Below are 508 nucleotides of genomic sequence, written 5' to 3'. Positions count from 1 at the left end.
ACTGTTCTACTGTTCTACTGCTTAGTAGTAAGTGGCACTTTGGCATAACCTCTTATCCATCTTATCAATTATCTATTGTCTAGATAAAATTAACTGAGTATGGAGTTTATAGCGTAGGCATGTTGTCTTTATATTATGCTGTTAAAAATGATCAGACTTCTTTAATTAGTGCTAAATGTTCAATTAGATCTAAACGCTGTGCCTGTAGTTTTAGCTTCTATGGCCATAATTAAGAAACAATAAGATTAATTACCAATAGAAATGTGGATAGTTTCTATACATATTATCTAGTGGACTTGAACAATTTCGAGTTTTTAAAGTTAAGCATTGAGGTTGAAGTCTTTATATACCTCAGTTTCATACAATGTAAGCTAGCTTTAATGCGCCTGTAATTATCGATTTAATAGCCATTATGTGGATAAGTTTGGGGGTAACTCGTGAGTATCCTGTACTTAAGCAAGGAATGTAAAATAACTTCATTTTTATGCAAAAAAGCCCTTGCGCGAAA

Source organism: Shewanella sp. 10N.286.51.B7 (assembly GCF_002873615.1).
Taxonomy (GTDB): Bacteria; Pseudomonadota; Gammaproteobacteria; order Enterobacterales; family Shewanellaceae; genus Shewanella; species Shewanella electrodiphila.
This window is presented reverse-complemented; position numbering follows the sequence as displayed.